Source organism: Burkholderiales bacterium, assembly GCA_015075645.1.
GTDB lineage: Bacteria > Pseudomonadota > Gammaproteobacteria > Burkholderiales > Casimicrobiaceae > VBCG01.
Genome location: JABTUF010000002.1, coordinates 713,056 through 734,577 on the forward strand (window position 1 = coordinate 713,056; position 21,522 = coordinate 734,577).

Below are 21,522 nucleotides of genomic sequence, written 5' to 3' on the forward strand. Positions count from 1 at the left end.
GGTCAGCTCATCAGGCCGCCGTCGACCATCAGCACCGAGCCGGTGACGTAGCTCGACATCGACGAGGCGAGGAACAGCACGCAGGTGGCGATCTCGTCCGGCTGCGCGTGGCGCTTGAGCGGCACCGTCTGGTTCAACTGATCGGTCACCGAGAAGCCCAGGATCGCGCTCATCTCGTTCTCGATACCGGTCTGGAACGCGTTGTCGACCGGTCCGGGGTTGACGCAGTTGATGCGGATGCCGCGCGCGGCCGCGGGCTTGGTCGCCGTGCGCATGATGCCGATCTGCGCGTGCTTGGCGGCCACGTAGCTCATGTTGGTGCCGACGCCGCCGCGCACGCCGGCGAGACTCGAAGTGATGACGATGCTGCCGCCCTCGCGCATGCGCGGCAGCCCGTACTTGCACACGAGGAACGCGCCGCGCGCGTGGATCGCCATCGTGCGGTCGAACGCCTCCTCCGGATAGTCGACCAGCGGCGCGTTGTGGCCGGCGTTGCCGGCGTTGCTGAACAGCACGTCGATCGCCCCGAAGCGCGCCACCGCCGCGTCGAGGAAGCCGCGCACGTGGTCGGCGTTCGACACGTCGCCGGCGAACGTCGCGACCCGCGCGCCGGCGGCGAGTTCGGCCGTCGCGCGCGCGAGCGCCTCGGCACCGAGGTCCACCAGCATCAGCTTCGCGCCTTCGGCGAGGAACCGGCGCGCGGTCGCGAGGCCGACGCTGCCGGCGCCGCCGGTGATCACGCAAACCTTGTCGTCGAGCAGGGCCATCGCTTCGTCTCCTCCGGCGTCGTGCGGGCCATGTTCGGGCAAGCCGCGGCAAAGCTCAAATCGTTGACGAAAATTCAACCATGCCGATGAAAAACTGGGTTGACGGAGCTCCGACGGCTCCGGCATCGTTTCCGCGCCGACCCGCCTGCCCCGCGGCACGCGGCGCCGGGAACGACGCATGTCGCGGGCACCGCGCCCGCGTGCCGCACCGACCCTCCGGGAGACACCATGTCCAGCCGAACGATCCGTATGCTCGCCACCGGCCTCGCCCTGGCCGGCATGACCGTCGCCTTTCCCGCGCTCGCGCAATCCAGGCCGGACATCGTGATCGGCGCGCTCCTGCCGCTCACCGGACCGCCGGCCCCCGTCGGCCTCGAGCAGCAGCAGGGCGTGCAGTTCGCGGTCGACCGCGTCAACGCCCGCGGCGGCCTGCACGGGCACAAGGTCCGCGTCGCCTACGAGGACAGCCAGGGGAAGCCCGACGTCGCGGTGCTGTCGTTCAACCGCCTCCTCGACCTCGAGAACGTGCCGCTCGCGATCACGGCGTTCTCGTCGGTCTCGCTCGCCATCGCGCCGATCGCCACGCGCAGGAAGGTCGTGCTGCTGAACGCCGCCGCGCAGTCGAACAAGCTCGAGAACGCCTCGCCGTTCCTGTTCAACACCATCCCGCTGGTGAAGGACGAGACCGGCGCGATCACCAACTACCTCTACCGGACGCTCGGCAAGAAGACCGCGGCCGTGATCTACGAGAACGTCGCGGCGGGCATCGACGGCAAGGACGACTTCAAGCGCTCGTTCGAGGCGCTGGGCGGCAAGGTGCTCGCGGAGGAGCCGGTCGAGTTCGGCCTCACCAACTACCGCCCGACGCTGCTCAAGGCCGCCGCGGCGAAGCCCGACGTCGTGTTCGTGGTGATCACGCAGGGGCACCCGACCTTCGTCGAGCAGGCGGCGCAGACGCCGGGGCTCCCGGTGGTCGCCGGCACGACCTTCGTCAATCCGCTGTGCTGCTACGCGGGGTCGGCCGGCTGGTACCAGTCGGCGATCAAGTCGGACATCGCCCCCGAGATCCGCGGCGCGTTCGTGAGCCGGTACAAGACCAAGGACATGGGCTTCTTCGCGCGCGAGTACTTCAACGCGACCGACATCGGCCTGCAGGCGATCGACCACGTGCTCGCGCAGGGCAAGCCGGTCACCGGGGAAGCGGTGCGCGACGCGATCTTCGCGATCAAGACCTTCCGTTCGAGCGTCGGCGACGTCACCTTCGACAGGAGCAACACCGCGAAGCGCGGCGTCGAGATCCAGCAGTACGCCGCGGATTCGCGCAAGGTGCTGGCGGTCGAAGGCGCGAAGTAGGGAGCGCCGACCCAAGACGATGCTCGCGCTGCAACTCCTCGTCGACGGCCTGATCAGCGGCTGCGCGATCGGGCTCGTCGCGGTCAGCTTCTCGCTCTACTACTCGACCACGCGGGTCTTCCACGTCGCGCACGCCGGCGTCTACACCGTCGGCGGGTACGGCGCCTGGTACGCCGCGACCCTCGGCGCGCCGTTCGCGCTGGCGGCCATCGCCGGCGTGGCGCTCGCGGCGATCGCGGGGGTCGTGATCCAGCGCGGCCTCTACGACGTCCTCGAACGGAGAGAGGCCACGCCGCTCGTCTTCCTGATCGCCTCGCTCGGCGCGCTCGCGATCCTGCAGAACCTGATGGCGATGGCGTTCACGCCGAACATCCTGAGCTTTCCCTATCCGTGGCGGACCGACACGGTCGGCGTCGGCGCGGTGCGCGTGAGCCTCGCGCAGGTCGTGGTCGCGGCGACCAGCGTCGCGGCGTTCTGCGCGCTCCTCTGGATGTCGCGGCGCACGCTGCTCGGCCGGAGGATCCGCGCGGTCGCGTCGAATCCGTTCCTGGCCGAGGTCACCTGCCTGCGCCCGCGCTCGGTGTACCTCGTGGTGATGCTGATCGCCTCGGCCGCGGTCGCGCTCGCCGGCATCACGGTCAGCCTCGACCAGGCGATGCAGCCCTACACCGGCGTGCTGGTGCTCCTCACCGCGACCATCGCCGTCATCGCCGGGGGCATCGGGAGCCTCACCGGCGCGTTCGTCATCGGCGTGGCGCTGTCGGTGCTGCAGAACCTCGCGTTGATCGTGATGCCCGGGCGCTGGAGCATCGCCGCCACCTTCGGCCTCTTCATCGTGTTCATCCTGGTCCGGCCGCAGGGCCTGTTCCGCGCCCGCTGAGCTCGCCATGTCCTTCGTCCTCACCTACCTCGTGCTCGCGTGCATCTACTCGATCGCGTCGCTGTCGACCAACCTCCTGGTCGGCATCATCGGCATCTTCTCGGTGTCGCAGGCGGCGATCATCGGCGTCGGCGCGTACACGGTCGCACTGCTGCTCCTGCACGGCGTGCTGCCGTTCTCGCTCGCGGTCCTCGTGGCGCTGGTCCTGTGCGCCGCGCTGAACGTGCTGCTCGCGCTGCCGTCGCTGCGCGTGGCCGGCGACTATTTCGTCGTCACCTCGTTCGGCTGCCAGCTCGTCGCCACCGCGATCTTCATCAACTGGGCGACGCTGACCGGCGGCGCCTCGGGACTGGTCGGCATTCCGGGCGCGGAACTCTTCGGCCGCGCGGCCGACAGCACCGCCGGCTTCCTCGTCCTGTCCGCGGGCTTCCTCGCGCTCGCGTGCCTGAGCTACTGGCTGCTGATGCGCTCGCCGTTCGGCAAGATCGTGCACGCGATCCGCCAGGACGAACTCGCGGTGGCGGCGGCCGGACGCAACGTGCTGCGCGCGAAGCTCAGCATCGCGGCCGTGTCGGGCATCTACGCCGGTGCGGCCGGAGCGCTGTTCGCGACCTACCTCGGGTTCATCGACCCGACGTCGTTCGACCTGCACGCCTCGATCCTCATCCTGACCATGCTCGTGGTCGGCGGCGCGCGCACGCTGGCGGGATCGCTGGTCGGGGCGTTCCTGCTCCTCGCGCTGCCGCAGGCGCTGAACCTGATCGACGTCCCGTCGACGCTGGTGGGACCGCTGCGCCAGTTCATCTACGGCGTCCTCCTGATCGTGTTCATGCTCTACCGGCCGCAGGGCATCGCGGGCCGGCGCATCTGATCCACCGATGACCGCCTATCTCGACGTCCGCGCGGTGTCGAAGCGCTTCGGCGGCCTGCAGGCGCTCGACGCCTGCTCGTTCACCATCGAGCGCAACCGCTCCACCTGCCTCGTCGGTCCCAACGGCGCGGGCAAGACGACGATCTTCAACGTCATCACCGGATTCATCCGGCCCGACCAGGGGTCGATCGCGTTCTCCGGCCGCCCGCTCGGCGGGCTCAATCCGCGGCAGGTCGTCGACGCCGGCATCGCGCGCACGTTCCAGAATCTGCGCCTGTTCGACGAGATGACCGCGCTCGAGAACGTCATCGTGTACCTGCGCGGCGACGCGGCGACGAGCCCGACGAGCGCGCTGCTGCGGCCGTTCCGCACGCACGCCGAACAGAAGCGCAAGGCCGAGGCGGCGCACGCGTTCCTCGAGGAGGTGGGACTCGCCCACAAGGCCGGCGAGGTCGTGCGCAACCTGAGCTACGGCCAGCAGAAGCTCCTGTGCATCGCGCGCGTGCTCGCGACCGGGGCGGAACTGCTGCTGCTCGACGAACCGACCTCGGGCCTGAGCCAGTCGGCGCTCACCGCGATGGTCGACATGGTCGAGCGGCTGCGCGCGACCGGCCGGACGCTGCTCGTCGTCGAGCACAACACGCGCGTCGTGCAGCGCATCGCCGACGAGATCCTGTTCCTGCACCAGGGCCGGCTCGTCTCGCGCGGCACGCCCGCCGAGATCCTCGCCGATCCCTCGCTCGCCGCGATCTACTTCGGCGGCGCGGACTGACGTCCACCGATCGCGAGACCGCCATGCCGGCCGGAAACGTCGTGCTCGAGGTGAAGCGCCTCGCCGCGGGCTACCGCGACAAGGTGGTCATCCGCGACGTCTCGTTCACGCTCGCGCCGGGCGAGGTGATGGCGTTCTTCGGGCACAACGGCGCGGGCAAGTCGACCACGCTGCGCACCATCCTCGGAGCGCTGCGCCCGGTCGAAGGCGAGGTGTGGCTCGACGGGGAGCGGGTCGACGCGCTCCCCATTCCCGACCGGGTCGCGCGCGGCCTGCGCTACCTGCCCGACCGGCGCGGCGTGTTCCCCGACCTGACCGTCGAGGAGAACCTCGACGTCGTCGGGAGGATGACCGTGGTGCGCGACGGAGCGTCGGTGTCGATCGACGACGTGCTGCACATGCTGCCGCTGCTCGCGTCGCGCAGGCAGGCGCTCGCCGGCTCGATGAGCGGCGGCCAGCAGCAGATGCTGGCGTTCGGCCTCGCGCTCCTGGGCTCGCCGCGCTGCATCCTGCTGGAGGAGCCGTCGATCGGGCTGCAGCCGGATCTCGTCGAGCAGCTCTTCGGCGAGATCCGCGGCATCTGCACGCGGCTCTCGATCAGCGCGATCCTGGTCGAGCACAAGATCGCCTCGGCGATGAAGATCGCCGACCACGTCCTCATCATGAACAACGGCGAGGTGGTATTCGACGGCCCGCCATCCGCCGCGCAGGCCTCGAATTTCTGGGAGTATTTCTAGTGGGCGGCCCTGCGCGAGCGGGTCGCCGCGCGCTTCGCTCCGCCGGACACGCGCACAGGCTCGGCGAGCGCGGCGCGCACGAGCCGCGCTTCCTTCAGCACCCAGTCGCGGAACGCCGCGAGGTGCGGCGTGCGCTCGTGCTGCCGCTCGTAGACCAGGTGGAAGGCCTCGTCGCCCGCGAGCACGAACGCCAGCGGGATCACCAGATGCCCGGCGCGGAGGTCTTCGCCGAGGAAGCCGCGCTCACCCAGCGCGACGCCGAGCCCCTCCTCGGCCGCCTGGTAGGCGAGCGCGGAGTTCTCGAGCTCGATGTAGTGCTTCGGCTTGAGGTCCGGCGCGCCGGCGGCCGCGAGCCAGCGCGGCCACGCCTGCGGACGCAGGCCCGAACCCAGCAGCGCATGCGCGCGCAGGTCGCCGACCGTCGCGAGCGGCGGTCCGCGCTCGATGAGCCTCGCACTGCAGATCGCGACGAGCTGACTGTCGAACATCCGGTGGCTCGCGAGTTCCGGCGGCCAAGGACCGTGGCCGACGCGGATCACCAGGTCGGAAGCGTGGCGGTCGAACTCGAGCTCGGCCGAGGTGAGCGTCGTGCGGAACGACAGCGGCATCTGCGGGTGGCTCGCGTGGATGCGCGGCAGGCGCGGGAACAGCCAGCGCATCGCCACCACTTCGGAGCACATCACGCGCAGCGGACGCTCGCGACGGTCGGCGGCGAGCGCGCTGGTGGCGTCGCCCAGCCGGTCGAACGCCGCGACCACGGCCTTGTGGTAGACGATCGCCTCGGGCGTCAGGCGCACCTGCCGGTTGGCGCGCGTGAACAGGCGAACGCCGAGCAGATCCTCCAGCGTCTTGACGTGCCGGCTGATCGCGCCCGGCGTGACGTGCAGCTCCTGCGCGGCGCGGGCGAAGCTCTCGTGCCTGCCGGCCGCCTCGAACGCGCGGACGGCATTGAGCGGTGGCAGCGGGCGCCGCATCACAGCGCCGCCGAGGGCAGCGGCCGGCCGGCGAAATGCGCGGCCAGGTTGGCGAGCATCAGTTCGCCGATCTCCCGTCGGGTCTCCTCGGTCGTGCTCGCGATGTGCGGCGCGACGATCACCTGCTCCATGCCGAGCAGCGCGGCGGGGACGTTCGGCTCGTCGCGAAACACGTCGAGCGCCGCGCCGGCGATGCGCCGTTCGGCCAGCGCGGCGACGAGCGCGGGTTCGTCGACCACCGAACCGCGCGCGATGTTCACGAGGAACCCATGCGGTCCGAGCGCATCGAGCACCCCCGCGTCGACCATGCGCTCGGTCGCGCGGCCGCCCGGACAGGTGAGCAACAGGACATCGACGGCTCGCGCGAGCGCGCGCAGATCGGCATGAAACGGATAGCCGATTTCGGGCTTGTCGTGCGGGCCGTGCCAGGCCACCTGCATCCCCAGCGCGGTCGCGCGCCGGGCGACGGCGAGCCCGATTCGCCCGAGCCCCACGATGCCGAGACGGCGGCCGCGCACGCGGGTCGAGTTGGGGAGCGCGCCCGACGCCCAGCGACCCGCGCGCACGAAGCGGTCGCCCTCGACCACCCGGCGCAGCAGCGCGAGCACGAGCGCGATCGCGTACTCGCCGGTGTCCTCGGTGAGCACGTCGGGTGTGTGCGTCACGCGGATGCCGCGCGCGCGCGCAGTGTCGAGGTCGACGGCGTCGAGGCCCGCGCCGAACACCGCCACGATCTCGAGCCGGGGCAACGCCGCCATCAACGCCGCGTCGGCGCCGACCATGCTCCGGGTCGCGATGCCGCGCACCTCGGAACGCACGTCCGGCGCGAGGCCCATCACGTCACGACCGCGATCCACGCGATGGACGGCATAGGCGGCAGCGAGCTTCGCCGCGACGTCGTGCGGCAGCGTGCCGGGCTGCAGGATCGCGGGGGTCATCGCGTGGCGGACGGGAATGCGGGGCCGACGCTCCGCGCGTCGCGGAACGATCGCCGCTCAACCGCCGAACGCGGGCTCGGGCAAGCCCCGCACGCCGACCGCAACGGCGAAGACCGAGCCCGCCAGCGGCTCGCCCGCGAGCTGCTCGGGGTTCAGGCGCTGCGACGCCGTCGTGACGTACAGGACGTCGAGGTCCGGCCCGCCGAAGCAGCAGCTCGTCGGTTGCGACACCGGCAGCTCGACGATGCGATCGATCTCGCCGCGCGGCGTGTAGCGCACGACGCGCCCGCCGGCGTACTCGGCGTTCCACAGGCAGCCATCGGCGTCGACGGTCGAGCCGTCCGGCCGTCCTCGCGCGAAGCGATCGGCGAACGTGCGCGGCGTTCCGAGCGCTCCTGCGTCGAGGTCGAACGGATAGGCGAGGATGACGGTCCGGTAGGTGTCGGCGAAGTACATCGTGCGATCATCGGGGCTCCAGGCGATGCTGTTGGGCACGATGATGTCGTCGCGCACGCGCGTGCAGCGGTGATCGGGGTCGAGGCGGTAGAGCGCGCCGGTCGGATCGCGCCGGCGGTCGTTCATCGTGCCGGCCCAGAAACGGCCGCGACGGTCGCAGCGGCCGTCGTTGAACCGGTTCTCCGGCGCGTCGGCTTCCGGATCGCAGATCGCCTGCAGCGCGGCATCGAACGCGTCGATCGCGTGGAATCCGGATTGCAGCGCGAGCACGAGTCCGCCGCGTGCGCGCAGGCCGATGCTGCCGACGAGCGCGGGCAGCGCGCGCGATTCCAGCGCGCCGGACGCGGGGTCGAAACGACGGACCGCGGGCGCGCGGCTGTCGACCCAGTAGAGCTTGCGCTCGCCGGCGCTCCACACCGGGCTCTCGCCCAGCCGGTCGTGCGAGCGCACGACGCAATCGACGACGGTCTTTCCAGCCATGCGGAGGTCGAGCGATGATTGTCGAGCAGCGGACGTACACCGTGGCGCACGGTAGGATACACGACTACCTGAAGCGCTACGAGCGCGAGGGGCTGCCCGTGCAGCTGCGCCATCTCGGGCGCCTCGCCGGCGCGTTCGTCAGCGACATCGGCACGCTGAACCAGGTGGTCTACCTGTGGTGCTACGACAGCCTCGCCGACCGCGAGGCCCGCCGCGCCCGCCTCGCCGAAGATCCCGAGTGGCACGCCTTCCTGAAGACCAACGCCGGAACATTCACGCACCAGCAGGTGTCGATCCTCGTTCCGGCCGCGTTCTCGCCGATGCGCTGAACCCGCACCGGCGATCGCGGTCTCGACGCCGCAGCATCCGCGGGATGCGGTCGCGGCGCCGTGCGGGTATGCTCGGGCCCAGGATCGTCACGCTCCCCACGCCATGCCCGCGAAGCGCAAGCCCAACCTCCTCGTCATCCTGATCGACGACCTCCGCCACGACGAATTCGGCGCGGGCGGCCACCCGTACATGAAGACGCCGAACATCGACCGGCTCGCGCACGAGGGCGCGCTGTTCGAGCGTGCGTTCCACACGACGCCGATCTGTTCGCCGAACCGCGCCTCGATCGTGACCGGCCAGTACGCGAGCCGCCACGGCATCATCGACAACGTCGCGCGCGACGCGATGAGCCACCGGCTGCCCAACTACCACCTCGAACTGCAGAAGCTGGGCTACCGGACCGCGCACCTCGGCAAATGGCACATGGGCAACGACGGCAGTCCCCGGCCCGGGTACGACTCGTGGGTCAGCTACGACGGCCACGGCAAGCTGATGGATCCGGTGCTGAATCACGACGGGCGGCGCGTGCAGCACCAGGGCTACATCACCGACATCATGAACGATCTCGCGGTCGCGTTCGTCGAGCGGCCGCACGATCGTCCCTGGTCGCTCTTCTTCGCGCACAAGGCGGTCCACCCGGACGCCGAGCAGGGATCCGACGGCCGCCTGCGGATCGCCGCGCAGGGCGGCTACGTCGTCGCCGAGCGGCACCGCGCGCTCTACCGCAACGCCGTGTTTCCGCCGACGCCGAACATGATGACCCCCGCCGAGGTCGTCCGGAACAAGCCCGCGTGGGCCGAGTGCTTCTCGCTGCGCGAAGGCGACGAGAACGCCCGCGCCGTGCTCGCGGCGCTCCACACCTTCGACCAGGAGGAGATCCGGCTCCGCGCGCGCATGATGGCCGCCGTCGACGAGGGCGTCGGAGCGATCCTCGCCGCGCTCGAGAGGAAGGGCGAACTCGACGACACCTGCATCGTGTTCCTCGGCGACAACGGGTTCTTCTTCGGCGAGCACGGGCTCGGGCCGGAGCGGCGCTTCGCCTACGAGGACGGCATCCGCTCGCCGTTCGTCGTCCGCTATCCGCGCCGCGTGAAGGCGGGCTCGCGCCGCCGCGAACTCGTGATCTGCCAGGACATCGCGCCGACGTTCATCGCGCTCGCCGGAGGAAAGCCCGGGCCGCAGATCCAGGGCCGCTCGCTGCTGCCGCTCTTCGCGCCGGGCGAGGCGCGGCGGCGGAGCGGATGGCGCAAGTCGATCCTGTGCGAGTACTGGGCCGAGCAGGCGATGTCGTGGCTCGTCGGCATGTCGTACAAGGCGGTGCGCACCGACCGCTGGAAGTACATTCACTGGGTGAACCGGGGCCGCGACGGCGAACTCGACGAACTCTACGACCTCGACGCCGATCCGTACGAGATGAAGAACCTGAACCGCAGCCGGGCGCACGCGCCGGTGCGCGAGCGGTTGCGGCGCGAACTGCGCGGGCTCGTCGCCGACGCCCTCGGCCTTTAGGACATCGATCCGGCGGCCTCCACGGGGTTCGGCGAATCGACGCAAGATGCGTCCGGCTGAAGCCGGAGCCACGAGCGATCCGCGGCTTTCGCCTTCCTGGTGGGTCGGGCTTCAGCCCGACGATTCTCGTTGCAATGAATCGAACGGCGGGTGGCGGCCGTAAGGCCAGGCGCATTGAAAGCACGGGCGAAGACCTCAAACGGTGGTGGGGACGATGGCGGGCGCGGCGTCGAGGTGGTGACGCTGGCGGTACGGGCCGGCGGGAGTGGAACGATCCGGAAGGCAACGGAGCCGGTGGCGCAGGTACGCGGGGCGCTGGTGGTGATGGAGCCACCGGACGCCCGCTGGCGGCGCGCAGGCGCGGGCTGGCGGTGGGGTGGTCAATCCGAAGCGGGCCGGACGCAGGGGCCGCGAAGACGGACGGATCGATGCGCGTGCTGCAGTTCGCAGATGCGGACCACTCCACGCTACTAAACCGCGGTGGACAGGTGTTGGCGGGACGCGCGGCGCCAGCTGCTGGCATGTTGTGTCGACACAGCGCCCGAGTCCCGCGGAGGTGCCGAGCATCGAGGCGATGATCGAGTCGATCAAACGCCAGCCTGACCAGATCGACCGGCAGATCAGACCATGGCACCACGAGAACTCGACCGGTTATGGTCGACCGGCATCCCGGTAGCCAGCGCGACGGATCGCGCCGGAACTGACGCAGGCCGGATCAGCGCGCTGGGTCGCCGATGGCGCGACTGGGCAAAGGACGCCGCTGGATCAGGGGCCGCTTCGAGTTCGCGCGTCTATGGCCACGCTGACGGCGATCGCAATCGTGATCCGTTTCTATCTACGCTGGCTGCGGAAGGTGAAGGTCGATCGTGGCGTGCATGCCACCGCATCCAACGCCATGGTTCGATCATCACTCAGTTCAACACGGTCAGCCACCACGATCGCCTCGCCTTCCTGGTGCGGCTTGACGATTCAATGAATCACGGCGTCCGTGTTGGCAGACCGGCGCGGTAGGGTGGAGGAAGCCGACGGACGCAGCCTGTTCCAGGGTAAGTCGACCGTGCTGTCCGCGCGCCGCCGGTGTAATCATGGCGCGCCGGGCAGCGCATGACAAGCACGGTGCGAAGACCGTATCCGAAATCAAGGTGGTGGTGGGGATCGATGTGGCGAAGGCGAGCGTCGAGGTGGTGACGCTGGGCGGTACGGGGCCGGCAGGGGAGTTCGGGAACGATCCGGAAGGGCACACGGGCTGGTGGCGCAGGTGCCGGCAGGGCGCTGGTGGTGATGGAGGCCACCGGAGGCTGCGGAAGCGCCGCTGGCGGTGCGCTGCAGGCGGCGGGGCTGGCGGTGGCGGTGGTCAATCCGAAGCGGGCGCGGGACTTTGCCAAGGGGTGGGCTCCGGGGCGAAGACGGACCGGATCGATGCGCGGGTGCTGGCCGAGTTCGGGCAGATGCTGAGGCACAAGCCGGACTTCAACGCTACCTGAAACCGCCGGTGGACGAACAGGTGCAGGACTTGGCGGCTTGGGTGACGCGCCGGCGCCAGCTGCTGGGCATGTTGCTGTCCGAACGACAGCGCCTCGAGTCCTCGCGGCCTGGTGCGGCCGAGCATCGAGGCGATGATCGAGTCGATCAAACGCCAGCTCGACCAGATCGACCGGCAGATGCAGACCCATGTGGCGCACCACCACGAGGAACTCGACCGGTTACTTGGTCGACCCGAGGCATCGGGCCGGTAGCCAGCGCGACGCTGATCGCTGGGTTGCCGGAACTGGGACGCGAGGCGGGGCCGAGATCAGCGCGCTGGTGGGGTCGCGCCGATGGCGCGAGACTCGGGGCAGAAGAAAGGACGCCGCTGGATCCAGGGGCTGCTTCGAGGTTCGCCGCGTGCTCTACATGGCCACGCTGACGGCGATCCGCAGCAATCCGGTGATCCGGGTTTTCTATCTACGCCTGGTGGCTGCCGGGAAGGTCAAGAAGGTCGCGATCGTGGCGTGCATGCACAAACTCCTGCGCATCCTTAACGCCATGGTTCGACGATTCTCGTTGCAATGAATCGAACGGCGTCCGGCTGAAGCCGGACCCAAGGGTCTCCCGACCGCGACGCCTGCAATTCAGGCTGAGGACGGACGCGCGGGGTCCGCCGCGCGCACCTCGTCGCAGCCGCGTCCACCGTCGACGCGCGGTCGCCACCAGAGGACCCCGACACGCGCGACGACGAGCGCGAACGCCGCGACCCAGCACGCGCCGCTCGCCAGGAGCAGCGGCCGGGCCGCCTCGCCCGCGAGCGGTGAACCGGCGCGGGCGATCGCCGCGACGACGATCAGCAGCGCGGCCAGGGTGACCCAGCGACCCGCGTCGAGCCGGTAGCCGGCGTGGATGCGCCCGGCGATGTTCATCACCGCGAAGATCGACAGGCCCATGACGCCCGCGGTCAGCAGGTGGCGCCCGGACGTCGGCGGAATGCCCGCGCCGAGCGCGGACGCTCCGAGCGCCGCGTAGCCCAGCGCCATCAGCCAGGTCACCAGGTAGAGCAGGAACGCCCAGCGCGTGAAGAGCGCGCGCCCCACGTGCCAGTCGTTCTGCACGTTCAGCACCGCGGCGGCGGCGGCGAGCATGAGCCAACCGCCGGCCGCGGCGCCGGGAGCGACGAGTTCGACGACGGTCGCGGCGGAGACGACGGCGATCGCGAGGTTGCGCCGAGGGCGGCGCGCGAGATACTCAGGCACGTCGCCGCCACCGCCGTGCACCGCGTCGAGCGCGTCGTTGACGATGCGCATCGACACGCGGCCGAGCGCGACCAGAACGAGTGCCATCGTCGCGCCGATCGCCGCGTCGATGAAGCGCATCGGGTACGCGCCGCGTAGCACGTCCGCGTGAAAGCCCGCGGCCGCCGCGGCGAACGCGACGATGGCCCAGAGGAATCCGGTGTGGCGGCGGTCCGGATCGCGCAGGAGCCGCGGGCCGATCGTCGCGGCGAGCGCGATCGGCAGCGCGAGGTCGGCCGCCGCCGTGGGCCAGGGCCCGAGGACGCCCGAGAGCCCGTACAGGATCCGGCCCGCGAGCCAGAGGAGCGCGAATCGGAACCCCACGCGGGCGCGAAACGGCGTGGTCGACGTGAACTCGGGCACCGCCGTGAGCGCGAAGCCGGTCACCGCGGCGAGGACGAACCCGAACATCATCTCGTGCGCGTGCCACACGAACGGTCCACCTTCGACCGCAGGCAGCGGAAGGTCGAACGCGAGGAAGACCGACCACAGCGCGAGTGCGATCACCGCCCAGGCCGCGGACGCGAAGAACATCGGGCGGAACGCGCAGAGGAACAGCGGGTGCGACGTTGCATCCCGAGTCGGTGCCGACAGGTGCCCGCGCTCGAACCTCCCCACGACGCCCCGCCCCCGTCCTCGCCCGGCAGCGCGAAGGCGCGCGCCCTGCGGACGGCAGGAAGCGTTCATGCCCCGCACCGCGCATGCGCGGGGAGCGCCACCCTCTCGGCCGAGGTGCGTTCGCGCACCGAGACCTCCGACGGCGCGAATCCGCCGTTGGCCGAAGCGTCGCCATCCGGCGCGGCGGCAACGGGAGGCAGGCCGAAGCACTCGCGCACCGTGCGCGACTGGAGGATTCCGGCGGCGTGCCGATAGACCCAGGCGTCGTCGCGTTGCGATGCCGGCAGTGCAAGGTCGAACCGGGCCGCGATGCGCCCGGGTGAAGGGGTCATCACGAGGATGCGGTCGGACAGCCGCACCGCCTCGGCGAGGTCGTGCGTGATCATCAACACGCCCGCGTCGCGCTCGACGCGATAGGCCACGAGGAGCCCGTAGAGTTCCTCCTTCAGTCCCACGTCGAGCGCCGAGAACGGTTCGTCGAGCAGCAGCAGGTCCGGCTCGATGGCGAGCGCGCGGGCGAGCGCGATTCGGCTCCGCATGCCGCCGGAGAGCTCGTGCGGAAACTTGTCGACGTCCTCGGCAGACAGTCCGAAGCGCCGCGCGAGGGCATGGGCGCGCGCGTGCCGTTCGTCGCGCGCCATCCCGATCGCCTTGAGGCCCAGCGCGACGTTGTCGAGCGCGGACTTCCACGGCAGCAGGCGCGGCTCCTGGAACATGCACGCCGGATTCGCGTAGCCGTTCTCGATCGACCCCTCGCGCACGCGCAGAAGTCCGGCGCACAGGTTCAGCACCGTCGACTTGCCGCACCCCGACGGCCCCACGAGCGCGACGGCGCGCCCGGCTTCGACCTCGAATCCGACGCCGGCGACCACCTCGCGCCGGGCGAAGGCGTGGCTCAGGTCATGCACGACGAGGCTCGGGCCCGGATTCACGTCGCCCCGTCGCGCCAACGCTCGACCTCACGCTTCAGCGGCTCCAGCACGAGGTACTCCGCCGCGAGGAGCACGGCGAGGAGCGCGACGATCCAGGCGAGCGTCGCCGCGGTGTCGAGGTGGGAGCGCGTGACCGCGAGCGCCGCGCCGACGCCGTCCTGGGTGGCGAGGAGTTCGGCCATCACGACGACTTTCCACGACATGCCGAGCGCGGTGATCCACGCCGGGAACAGGTACGAGGCGACGTGCGGCAGCGTGACGTCGAGAAGCCGCATGCGAAACGGCAGCCGGAACGCGTCGGCCATCGACCGAAGCTGGTTGTCGAGCGTGCGCGCGCCCTGCAGCGCCCCGACGAAGACGATCGGGAAGCTCGCGATGAACACGGTGAACACCGGCGTGCCGTCGCCCGCGCCGAACCACAGCAGCGCCAGCACGAGCCAGGCGATCGGCGGGGTCCCCATCAGCACCGTCACGATCGGGCGCGCCATCGTCGATGCGGTGGCCGAGAGTCCCGCGGCGAGCCCGAGCGCGCTTCCGGCCGCGAGCGACAGCGCGAATCCCGCGAGCGCGCGCCGCGTCGTGATCGCGAGTTCCCGCCACGCCTCCCCGCGCGCCACGAGGTCCGCGAGCGCCGCGAACGCCGCGCGCGGATCGGGAAGCACGAGCGGCCCGGTGACCACGCTCACCGCCTCCCACGCCGCGAGCGCGATGAGGAGGCTCGCGGCCGCACCCCAGCCGCTCCACGCATAGGCCGGGAGTCCACGCAGCACCGAGCGCAGCGGGTTCATCTTCGCGCGGGCGTCCCGCCGTAGAAGTCGTCGGGGGGCATCCGGCCTCCGACCAGCGCGGGATTCTTCGCGATGAGCCGCTCGAACAGGAACTCGACCTCGCCGCGCGCCGCCGCGGCGGTGACTGACTTCATCGAGCCGGTCGCGATACTGTCGGCCACCGCCTCGGCCGTCAACGCCTCGAACCGGCCCGCGACCATGCGGCCGCACTCGGCCGCGTGCGCGTTGCACCAGTCCAGCGATTGCGCATAGGCCTGTTCGAGGCGGGCGACGAGCTTCGCGTTGTCCTTCACGCTGCCCATGACCGCGATGCCTGCCTGGGGGATGCGGGGCGCGCGGGAGTACGCTCGGCCCCACTCCTTCTGCAGGTCGATGCTGCGGTGAAGCTCGGGCGCGAGCGGCATCGATCGGGTCTTGCGCAACACCATCGACACCGCCGGCTCCGCGAGCAGCGCGTGTTCGACGCGCCTCGTCACGAGAAGCTGCACCGCGTCGACCGGCGTGGCGACGTACCGGATGCGGAGGTCCTTGCGCGGGTCGAGTCCCTCGGCCTCCGCGACGAGTCCGAACACGATGTCGGGCATATCGCCGCGAAACGGCATCGCGATCTCCTTGCCGCGGAAATCCGCGAGCGTGGCGAGCCCGGGATCGCGCGAGACCATCCACAGGATGCCCCAGACCGACACGTTCATCAGGCGCAGCCGGGCGCCGCGGTTGTAGAGGTTCGCGGCGACGTTCACCGGCATCGCGAGCACGTCGGCCTTGCCGTCGAGCGCCATCACGCGCAACTGGTCGGGGTCTCGCCACGGGACGAACTCGACCCGGTCGGCAAGGTCGGCGAGCGCGCCGGATTCGACCATGTGGATCAGCGGATTCGACACCGAGGCCATCGGACCCGCGAGCACGAGTCGCGGGAGTTTCTGCGCCTGCGCGACGCCGGCGAGTGCGGCGAGAGCGAGACAGGCGATGCCCATCGTCGCGGCCCATCGGGCAACCACGTAACGGCGAAAACGGTCGATCACGTCAGAACCTCGCATTCAGGCCGAGCGCCGCGCCGCGGCCCGGTGCCTGGATCTCCTGGCCGGACACGCCTTCGGTGAGGTGTTCGTGGTAGCCCTTGTCGAGCAGGTTGGTGAGACGGAGGTCGACCCTCGCGTCGGAGAGCACGCCGACCTGCCCGAATCGCCACCCCAGCACGGCGTCGAGCGTCGCGAAGCCGGACGTCGGATTCTCGGTGCCGGCCGAGAAACGTTCCGAGACGCGATCCTGCTTCGCCACCGCGCGCACCTGCGCGCGCCAGTGGAACCCGACTTCGGGCGATTGTCCGACGCCGATCCGGAACTCGGGCGGAGGCATCTGCGACAGCGGCTCGTCGTCCTGCCGGTTGTCGCCGCGCAGCCAGGTGAACGCGGCATCGACGACGACCGGTCCGATCGGCATCCTCGCACCGCCTTCGAAGCCCCAGATCTCCGCCTCGTCGACGTTGCCGGTCTCCTTGATCGGCAGGCCGCTTCCCGGATGCGTCGCGCCGGTGATGCGCCCGGCGATCAGGTTGTCGATGGTCGTGTAGAACGCGGCGACCGCGAACTCGGCCGTGTAGGCGAGGCCCTTCACGCCCACCTCGAAGCTCGTCGAGCGCTCGGGTTCGAGCTGTGGATTGCCGACGTGGTAGTAGCCGTCGCCGCGCGCCGAGTCCTCGAAGCGCTCGCGCATGTCCGCGGCGCGGTAGGCCTGGCCGACGTTGCCGTAGAGGCCGAGCGTCGCGGAGAGCGGATGGATCGCGCCGATCGACCACGACGGATTGCGGTCGGTGTGCCCGAGGCCCGTCGTGCGCGCGGCGGCCCCGGCCCCCTTCTGCGCCGCGTCGCCCTCGATCCGATCGAAGCGCAGCCCCGCCACGATGCGGGTGCGCGCGATCTCGAACTCGTCCTGCACGAAAACGCCCGCGGACTCGATGCGCCCGTCCGAGAACGGGTCGTTGCGCACATGGTTGTCGAACGTGGGCGGGTTGTTGTTCATGGTTCGCTCGGGGTCGGCCTTCATGCGCCACAGGTCGGCGCCGACCGTCAGCAGGTGAGCGCCGATCGGCACCACGTAGCTCGCCCGCGCGCCGTCGGTCGAGAACGTCACGTCGGTGCTCACGTAGTCGCGCTGGAGCGTCGACGACCACGCGCGGACCTGACGGTAGACGTCCTGCCGGTAGGCGTCGACGGAAAGCCTGCCCGCGCCGATGTCCGCGTCGAGCCCTCCTTCGTAGAGTTCGCGCTTCTGCTCGGGCGAGTGGAGCGTCACGGTCCCGAGCGGCGGAGGAATGCCCGCCCCGCCGGGCTGTCCGCCGGTGCGCGCCGAGCCGGGATACCAGACGTCATGGTCCTGGTGCCGCTGCAGGTTGACCCGCACGCTGACGCGATCGGTGATGCCGTAGCGGTACTTGGCGAGCAGGGAATCGGTGCGAAAGCCGGTGTGCTCGACGCGCCCGTCCGGTGCGTCGTAGTCCTCGACATCGTTCGCCGCCGCGCCCACCACCAGCGCGTTGCGCTCGTTCGACGCGCTGACGATCGCCGCGCCGGCGAAGCCGCGATCGACGCTGCTCGCGGTACCCGCGATCCGGCCGCGCACGGCGGCTTCCTTCGTGAAGGTCGGGTCGGGCGTCAGCAGGTTGACCACGCCGCCCATCGCGCCGGTGCCGTAGAGCACCGAGGTAGGACCCTTCACGACCTCGATGCGCTCGAGGAGGCCCAGGTTCATGAACGACGCGATGGCGCCCGCGGGCTGGGCGGAATTGAGGCGAACGCCGTCGATCAGGATGACGACGCTCTCCTTCCGCAGGCCGCGCAGCACCGGATTCTGGCCCCACGCGCCGTCGCTCATGACCGCGAGCCCGGGTTCGCTCCGGAAGAGTGTGCCCGGGGTCTGCGTTCCGCTGCCGGTCGGCGGCGTCAGGACGCTCACCGCCTGCGGCGTGTCCTGGGCGTCCGCCGGGTAACCTTTCGCGGTGACGACGACCTCCTTCAGGGCCACGGGTTCCTCCGCGGCGATCAACGGGTCGGAGGTGAAGGCAGCGAGGCCGGCGACGAGGAGGATGCCGAGGGAGGCGATGCGGTTCAAGGTCAGGTTTCGGTCGGGAAGGTGTCTCCAAGGTTATTGCAAATAGGAATGATTCGCAATTAATTCAGATCAAGAAGAACGACCGGCGACGCGATGAGGAGCCGCGCACGAGAGGCGTCAGGCTTGAAGCCCGACCCACAGCCGGTGGCTCGATGCGAAAGGCGTTCGGCTGAAGCCGAACCCACATGCAAGAGGCGTCGGAGGTCTTGTGGGTCGGGCTTCAGCCCGACGCCTTTCGTGTCGACTCAGCGAACCCCGTCGGGCTGAAGCCCGACCCACGATCGACTTCGATGCACCGAACCCCGTCGGGCTGAAGCCCGACCCACGATCGACTTCGATGCACCGAACCCCGTCGGGCTGAAGCCCGACCCACAGCCGGTGGCTCGACGCGAAAGACGTCGGGCTGAAGCCCGACCCACGATCGACTTCGATGCACCGAACCCCGTCGGGCTTGAAGCCCGACCCACAGCCGACGGCTCGACGCGAAAGGCGTTCGGCTGAAGCCGAACCCACATGCAAGAGGCGTCGGAGGCCTTGTGGGTCGGGCTTCAGCCCGACGCCTGATGCACGACACGCGACGAACCGCGGCGGAGCGCAGGCGCGCGCCGCTTCGGGTGGACCTCGATCAGTTCGACGACGCGCCCGCGGCCTTGACGATCGGCACCCACTTCACCAGGTCGTCGGAGATCCGCTTGCCGAACTGGTCGGGCGTCATCGGCGGTGCGAGGTCGAATCCGAGCGGACCGAGCTTGTCCTTCGCCGCCTGCGACGCGAAGATCCGGTTGAACTCGGTATTGAGCCTGGCGACGATGTCGGGCGGCGTCCCCGCGGGCGCGACGAAACCGAACCAGGTGTTCACCTCGTAGCCCTTGATGCCCTGCTCGTCCAGCGTCGGCACGTTGGGCAGGAGCGGCGAGCGCTCGAGGCTCGTCACGCCGAGCGGCTTCACCTGTCCGCCCTTGATCTGGCCGATGACCGTCGGCGTGTTGAAGAAGCCCATGGTCACTTCACCCGCCATCACCGCCTGCACGCCCTGCGGCGAACCCTTGTACGGCACGTGGACGAGCCTGGTATCGGTCAACTGCGCGAACAGCACGCCCGACAGGTGGTGGCTCGTGCCGGCCCCGCCCGAGGAGAACGTGAGTTCGCCCGGCTTTGCCTTCGCGGCCGCCACGACGTCGAGCGGATTCGCCGCGGGGCTTCCCGGCGGCACGATCATCACGTTCGACACGCCGCCGACGAACCCGAGCGGCGCGAAGTCCTTGACCGAATCGTAGCCCGGCTTCGCGTAGATCGCCTGGTTGAACACGAGCGTCCCCTGCGAAGCGAACGCGATCGTGTAGCCGTCCGGCGCCGAGCGCGCGAGTTCGGCCATCGCGATCGTGCCGCCCGCGCCCGGCTTGTTCTCGATGACGACCGGCTGGCCGATCGCCTTCGAGAGTTCCTGTCCGGCGTAACGCGACACGATGTCGGCCGTGCTCCCGGCCGCGAGCGGCACCAGGAGCTTGATCGGCTTCGTCGGGTAGCCCTGCGCGGCCGCGGCTCCCGCGGCGAGCGAACCGAGCAGGGCGATCGCCGTGCGGAGCGCACGGCGTCGGGGCGAAGAGCGGACGGTCATCGGATCCTCCTGTCGGCGGTGGCGCGAGACGATTGTACGTCCGGCCGCAACCAACGGGGGGAACCCGGAGGGTCGGGCTCGCCGTCGTTCCCCGCGAGCCGGCCCCACCGTCACGGACCGGTCACACGACGCCGAGCGCCACCATGGCGTTGGCCACGCGGATGAAGCCGGCGATGTTGGCTCCGATCACGTAGTTGCCCGGCACGCCGTACTCCTCGGCCGTCTCGAACACCGAGCGATGGATGCCGGTCATGATGGTGTCGAGCTTCCGTTCCGTGTACTCGAAGGTCCAGGAATCGCGGCTCGCGTTCTGCTGCATCTCGAGCGCCGAGGTGGCGACGCCGCCCGCGTTGGCCGCCTTGCCCGGCCCGTAGGCGATCTTCGCGTCCTGGAACACGCGCACCCCTTCGGGGGTCGTCGGCATGTTGGCGCCCTCACCCACCACGATGCACCCGTTCTTCACCAGCGTTCGCGCGTCCTTGCCGTTGATCTCGTTCTGCGTGGCCGAAGGCATCGCGACCTGGCAGGGAATCGCCCAGATGTTGCCGCCCGCGGTGTACTCGGCGTCCTTGTGGTACGTCGTGTAGTCGGCGATGCGGCGGCGCTCGACTTCCTTCAGACGCTTGACCAGCGCGAGGTCGATGCCCTTCTCGTGGTAGACGACGCCGTTCGAGTCCGAACACGCCACGACCTTGGCACCGAGCTGCGCGAGCTTCTCCATCGTGTAGATCGAGACGTTGCCCGAGCCCGACACCACGGCGGTCTTGCCCTCGAGGCTGTCGCGCCGCACCTTGAGCATCTCGCGCACGAAGAACGTCGCGCCGTAACCGGTGGCCTCGCGACGGACGAGCGATCCGCCCCAACCCAGGCCCTTGCCGGTCAGAACGCCCGACTCGTAGCGGTTGGTGATGCGCTTGTACTGGCCGAACATGTAGCCGAGTTCCCGGCCGCCGACACCGATGTCGCCGGCCGGCACGTCGACGTACTCGCCGAGGTGCCGGAAGAGCTCGATCATGAAGCTCTGGCAGAAGCGCATGACTTCGCCGTCGCTCTTGCCCTTCGGGTCGAAGTCGGAGCCGCCCTTGCCGCCGCCGATCGGCATGCCGGTCAGCGCGTTCTTGAAGAGCTGCTCGAAGCCCAGGAACTTGATGATGCCGAGGTACACCGACGGGTGGAACCGCAGTCCCCCCTTGTAGGGCCCGAGCGCGCTGTTGAACTGCACGCGGAAGCCCCGGTTGATCTGCACCGCGCAGCGGTCGTCCTGCCACGGCACGCGGAAGATGACCTGTCGCTCCGGCTCGCAGATGCGCTCGATGATCTTGTGCTCGGCGTACTCGGGGTGCTTCACGAGCACCGGCCCGAGCGACTCGAGCACCTCGCGCACGGCCTGGTGGAATTCGGTCTCTCCCGGATTGCGGTTGATCACCTGCTGGTAGGTGGCTTCGATCGTCTCTTCGAGCATGTTCGTTCGACTTTCACGTTCGGGTGGCGGGGCACTTCGCCGCGCGCGCAACTTCTCATTGTACCGTCGCGCCCTCCGACCCCCGGCGCATTCGTGCAACTTCGCGGCCGCGGACGGCGTCGGGGGGGCGGCATCGCGCCGTCGGTCGGCGCGAACCACGCCGC

The 21,522-nt window shown here is 70.1% G+C and carries 19 protein-coding genes and 1 pseudogene; 9 read left to right on the forward strand and 11 right to left on the reverse strand.

What is annotated here, in order from left to right:
* Positions 1 to 2: 2 nt before the first annotated feature.
* Positions 3 to 767, reverse strand: a complete 765-nt coding sequence (locus HS109_06760) for an SDR family oxidoreductase (GenBank protein MBE7522070.1) — start codon at positions 765 to 767, stop codon at positions 3 to 5.
* 228 nt (positions 768 to 995) lie between these two features.
* Between HS109_06760 and HS109_06765 the strand changes: the two genes are divergently transcribed.
* Genes HS109_06765 through HS109_06785 form a run of 5 tightly spaced genes read left to right on the forward strand, consistent with a single transcriptional unit; the run spans position 996 to position 5,380 of the window.
* Positions 996 to 2,120, forward strand: a complete 1,125-nt coding sequence (locus tag HS109_06765; GenBank protein MBE7522071.1) for an amino acid ABC transporter substrate-binding protein — start codon at positions 996 to 998, stop codon at positions 2,118 to 2,120.
* Between the two features lie 19 nt (positions 2,121 to 2,139).
* Positions 2,140 to 3,000, forward strand: a complete 861-nt coding sequence (locus HS109_06770; GenBank protein ID MBE7522072.1) for a branched-chain amino acid ABC transporter permease — start codon at positions 2,140 to 2,142, stop codon at positions 2,998 to 3,000.
* Between the two features lie 7 nt (positions 3,001 to 3,007).
* Positions 3,008 to 3,871 (forward strand): branched-chain amino acid ABC transporter permease, encoded by an 864-nt coding sequence (locus HS109_06775; protein MBE7522073.1) that lies wholly within the window; start codon positions 3,008 to 3,010, stop codon positions 3,869 to 3,871.
* Between the two features lie 7 nt (positions 3,872 to 3,878).
* Positions 3,879 to 4,643 (forward strand): ABC transporter ATP-binding protein, encoded by a 765-nt coding sequence (locus tag HS109_06780; GenBank protein MBE7522074.1) that lies wholly within the window; start codon positions 3,879 to 3,881, stop codon positions 4,641 to 4,643.
* Between the two features lie 23 nt (positions 4,644 to 4,666).
* Complete coding sequence (locus HS109_06785) at positions 4,667 to 5,380, forward strand: ABC transporter ATP-binding protein (GenBank protein MBE7522075.1); 714 nt, start codon at positions 4,667 to 4,669, stop codon at positions 5,378 to 5,380.
* Here HS109_06785 and HS109_06790 read toward each other — a convergent pair.
* The 3 genes from HS109_06790 to HS109_06800 are packed head-to-tail and all read right to left on the reverse strand — an operon-like array spanning position 5,377 to position 8,228.
* A complete protein-coding gene (locus HS109_06790; GenBank protein MBE7522076.1) occupies positions 5,377 to 6,354 on the reverse strand; it encodes a LysR family transcriptional regulator in 978 nt (325 codons plus the stop codon). The genes HS109_06785 and HS109_06790 overlap by 4 nt on opposite strands.
* The gene (locus HS109_06795) at positions 6,354 to 7,292 is read right to left on the reverse strand and encodes a 2-hydroxyacid dehydrogenase (GenBank protein MBE7522077.1); all 939 of its coding nucleotides are present in this window, start codon (positions 7,290 to 7,292) and stop codon (positions 6,354 to 6,356) included. Before HS109_06795 ends, HS109_06790 begins: the two co-directional genes overlap by 1 nt.
* Before the next feature lie 57 nt (positions 7,293 to 7,349).
* The gene (locus HS109_06800; protein ID MBE7522078.1) at positions 7,350 to 8,228 is read right to left on the reverse strand and encodes an SMP-30/gluconolactonase/LRE family protein; all 879 of its coding nucleotides are present in this window, start codon (positions 8,226 to 8,228) and stop codon (positions 7,350 to 7,352) included.
* A 14-nt stretch (positions 8,229 to 8,242) separates the two neighbouring features.
* On the opposite strand from HS109_06800, the gene HS109_06805 reads away from it, so the two are divergent.
* From HS109_06805 to HS109_06820, 4 genes and pseudogenes are all read left to right on the forward strand, one after another.
* Positions 8,243 to 8,557, forward strand: coding sequence for an NIPSNAP family protein (locus HS109_06805; protein MBE7522079.1), 315 nt, complete (start codon positions 8,243 to 8,245; stop codon positions 8,555 to 8,557).
* A 103-nt stretch (positions 8,558 to 8,660) separates the two neighbouring features.
* Complete coding sequence (locus HS109_06810) at positions 8,661 to 10,067, forward strand: sulfatase-like hydrolase/transferase (protein MBE7522080.1); 1,407 nt, start codon at positions 8,661 to 8,663, stop codon at positions 10,065 to 10,067.
* Between the two features lie 793 nt (positions 10,068 to 10,860).
* Positions 10,861 to 11,043 (forward strand): hypothetical protein, encoded by a 183-nt coding sequence (locus HS109_06815; protein ID MBE7522081.1) that lies wholly within the window; start codon positions 10,861 to 10,863, stop codon positions 11,041 to 11,043.
* Between the two features lie 109 nt (positions 11,044 to 11,152).
* A pseudogene (locus tag HS109_06820) lies at positions 11,153 to 12,119 on the forward strand (transposase).
* A gap of 59 nt (positions 12,120 to 12,178) precedes the next feature.
* On the opposite strand, the gene HS109_06825 reads toward HS109_06820, so the two are convergent.
* From HS109_06825 to gdhA, 7 genes are all read right to left on the reverse strand, one after another.
* Complete coding sequence (locus tag HS109_06825; protein MBE7522082.1) at positions 12,179 to 13,519, reverse strand: NnrS family protein; 1,341 nt, start codon at positions 13,517 to 13,519, stop codon at positions 12,179 to 12,181.
* Positions 13,516 to 14,382 (reverse strand): ATP-binding cassette domain-containing protein, encoded by an 867-nt coding sequence (locus HS109_06830; protein ID MBE7522083.1) that lies wholly within the window; start codon positions 14,380 to 14,382, stop codon positions 13,516 to 13,518. Before HS109_06830 ends, HS109_06825 begins: the two co-directional genes overlap by 4 nt.
* On the reverse strand, positions 14,379 to 15,170 hold the full coding sequence (locus tag HS109_06835; GenBank protein ID MBE7522084.1) for an ABC transporter permease subunit: 792 nt from the start codon (positions 15,168 to 15,170) through the stop codon (positions 14,379 to 14,381). Before HS109_06835 ends, HS109_06830 begins: the two co-directional genes overlap by 4 nt.
* Positions 15,167 to 16,144: an ABC transporter substrate-binding protein gene (locus tag HS109_06840; protein ID MBE7522085.1), complete on the reverse strand. Its 978-nt coding sequence runs from the start codon at positions 16,142 to 16,144 to the stop codon at positions 15,167 to 15,169. Before HS109_06840 ends, HS109_06835 begins: the two co-directional genes overlap by 4 nt.
* Before the next feature lie 49 nt (positions 16,145 to 16,193).
* On the reverse strand, positions 16,194 to 18,269 hold the full coding sequence (locus HS109_06845; protein ID MBE7522086.1) for a TonB-dependent receptor: 2,076 nt from the start codon (positions 18,267 to 18,269) through the stop codon (positions 16,194 to 16,196).
* A 634-nt stretch (positions 18,270 to 18,903) separates the two neighbouring features.
* Positions 18,904 to 19,896 (reverse strand): tripartite tricarboxylate transporter substrate binding protein, encoded by a 993-nt coding sequence (locus tag HS109_06850; protein MBE7522087.1) that lies wholly within the window; start codon positions 19,894 to 19,896, stop codon positions 18,904 to 18,906.
* A 121-nt stretch (positions 19,897 to 20,017) separates the two neighbouring features.
* Positions 20,018 to 21,358 (reverse strand): NADP-specific glutamate dehydrogenase, encoded by a 1,341-nt coding sequence (gdhA, locus tag HS109_06855; GenBank protein ID MBE7522088.1) that lies wholly within the window; start codon positions 21,356 to 21,358, stop codon positions 20,018 to 20,020.
* Positions 21,359 to 21,522: the final 164 nt, after the last annotated feature.

What these genes read in the sequence shown, in the direction of transcription:
- HS109_06760 (MBE7522070.1), bottom strand. Translation starts at nt 767, where the DNA reads ATGGCCCTGCTCGACGACAAGGTTTGCGTGATCACCGGCGGCGCCGGC.
- HS109_06765 (MBE7522071.1), top strand. Translation starts at nt 996, where the DNA reads ATGTCCAGCCGAACGATCCGTATGCTCGCCACCGGCCTCGCCCTGGCC.
- HS109_06770 (MBE7522072.1), top strand. Translation starts at nt 2,140, where the DNA reads ATGCTCGCGCTGCAACTCCTCGTCGACGGCCTGATCAGCGGCTGCGCG.
- HS109_06775 (MBE7522073.1), top strand. Translation starts at nt 3,008, where the DNA reads ATGTCCTTCGTCCTCACCTACCTCGTGCTCGCGTGCATCTACTCGATC.
- HS109_06780 (MBE7522074.1), top strand. Translation starts at nt 3,879, where the DNA reads ATGACCGCCTATCTCGACGTCCGCGCGGTGTCGAAGCGCTTCGGCGGC.
- HS109_06785 (MBE7522075.1), top strand. Translation starts at nt 4,667, where the DNA reads ATGCCGGCCGGAAACGTCGTGCTCGAGGTGAAGCGCCTCGCCGCGGGC.
- HS109_06790 (MBE7522076.1), bottom strand. Translation starts at nt 6,354, where the DNA reads ATGCGGCGCCCGCTGCCACCGCTCAATGCCGTCCGCGCGTTCGAGGCG.
- HS109_06795 (MBE7522077.1), bottom strand. Translation starts at nt 7,292, where the DNA reads ATGACCCCCGCGATCCTGCAGCCCGGCACGCTGCCGCACGACGTCGCG.
- HS109_06800 (MBE7522078.1), bottom strand. Translation starts at nt 8,228, where the DNA reads ATGGCTGGAAAGACCGTCGTCGATTGCGTCGTGCGCTCGCACGACCGG.
- HS109_06805 (MBE7522079.1), top strand. Translation starts at nt 8,243, where the DNA reads ATGATTGTCGAGCAGCGGACGTACACCGTGGCGCACGGTAGGATACAC.
- HS109_06810 (MBE7522080.1), top strand. Translation starts at nt 8,661, where the DNA reads ATGCCCGCGAAGCGCAAGCCCAACCTCCTCGTCATCCTGATCGACGAC.
- HS109_06815 (MBE7522081.1), top strand. Translation starts at nt 10,861, where the DNA reads ATGGCCACGCTGACGGCGATCGCAATCGTGATCCGTTTCTATCTACGC.
- HS109_06825 (MBE7522082.1), bottom strand. Translation starts at nt 13,519, where the DNA reads ATGAACGCTTCCTGCCGTCCGCAGGGCGCGCGCCTTCGCGCTGCCGGG.
- HS109_06835 (MBE7522084.1), bottom strand. Translation starts at nt 15,170, where the DNA reads ATGAACCCGCTGCGCTCGGTGCTGCGTGGACTCCCGGCCTATGCGTGG.
- HS109_06840 (MBE7522085.1), bottom strand. Translation starts at nt 16,144, where the DNA reads ATGGGCATCGCCTGTCTCGCTCTCGCCGCACTCGCCGGCGTCGCGCAG.
- HS109_06850 (MBE7522087.1), bottom strand. Translation starts at nt 19,896, where the DNA reads ATGACCGTCCGCTCTTCGCCCCGACGCCGTGCGCTCCGCACGGCGATC.
- gdhA (MBE7522088.1), bottom strand. Translation starts at nt 21,358, where the DNA reads ATGCTCGAAGAGACGATCGAAGCCACCTACCAGCAGGTGATCAACCGC.